1 protein-coding gene and 1 pseudogene are annotated in these 1,072 nt (G+C 39.2%); both read left to right on the top strand.

Annotated features, from left to right (window positions below; translation table 11 throughout):
- Positions 1-202, top strand: a 202-nt coding sequence (locus tag HMPREF1125_RS05160) for a TcpE family conjugal transfer membrane protein (protein ID WP_000452347.1), incomplete at its 5' end; no start/stop codon positions are given.
- A pseudogene (locus HMPREF1125_RS05165) lies at positions 186-1,072 on the top strand (ATP/GTP-binding protein); the annotation flags it as partial. The gene HMPREF1125_RS05160 and the pseudogene HMPREF1125_RS05165, both read left to right, overlap by 17 nt.

A 1,072-nucleotide genomic window follows, 5' to 3' on the forward strand; every position in this document is an offset into this window, starting at 1 on the left:
TGGGATTCCTGTGGCTTTCACATGGTTTATGTCTACAAAAACTTTTGATGGTAAAAAGCCTTATGGATTTTTGAAGTCTGTCATTGCTTATGCACTGCGACCAAAGCTGACCTATGCAGGAAAAAAAGTAACGCTTGGCAGAAACCAGCCACAAGAAGCCATTACAGCAGTTAGGAGTGAATTTTATGGCATATCCAATTAAATACATTGAAAACAATCTCGTCTGGAATAAAGACGGGGAATGTTATGCTTACTATGAGCTTGTTCCTTACAATTACTCATTTCTAAGTCCAGAACAGAAAATACAAGTGCATGATTCTTTCAGACAGCTTATCGCACAAAATCGTGATGGCAAAATTCATGCTTTACAAATCAGTACAGAATCCAGCATACGTTCTGCACAAGAGCGTTCCAAAAATGAAGTCACTGGCAAGCTCAAAGCGGTTGCCTATGACAAAATCGACCAACAGACAGACGCTTTAATATCCATGATTGGCGAAAATCAAGTGAACTACCGTTTCTTTATCGGCTTTAAGTTGCTTCTCAACGATCAGGAGTTTTCTATGAAAAGTCTTACCGTTGAAGCAAAAAATGCTTTGTCTGATTTTGTCTATGATGTGAACCATAAGCTGATGGGCGATTTTGTTAGTATGAGTAATGATGAAATCCTGCGTTTTCAGAAGATGGAAAAGCTCTTAGAAAATAAAATCTCTCGTCGTTTCAAAATCCGCAGGTTAGATAAGGACGACTTCGGCTATCTGATTGAACACCTTTACGGACAGACAGGCACTGCCTATGAAGAGTATGAGTACCATCTATCAAAGAAAAAGCTGGATAATGAAACGCTGATTAAATACTATGACTTGATTAAGCCTACTCGCTGTTTGGTGGAAGAAAAACAGCGATATTTGAAAATCCAGCAGGAAGATGAAACCGTCTATGTAGCTTACTTTACCATTAACAGCATTGTCGGAGAACTGGACTTCCCGTCCTCTGAAATCTTCTACTACCAGCAACAGCAATTTACATTCCCGATTGATACGTCAATGAATGTGGAAATTGTAGCGAATCG

Source organism: Streptococcus oralis SK304, assembly GCF_000287715.1.
Lineage (GTDB): Bacteria > Bacillota > Bacilli > Lactobacillales > Streptococcaceae > Streptococcus > Streptococcus oralis_Y.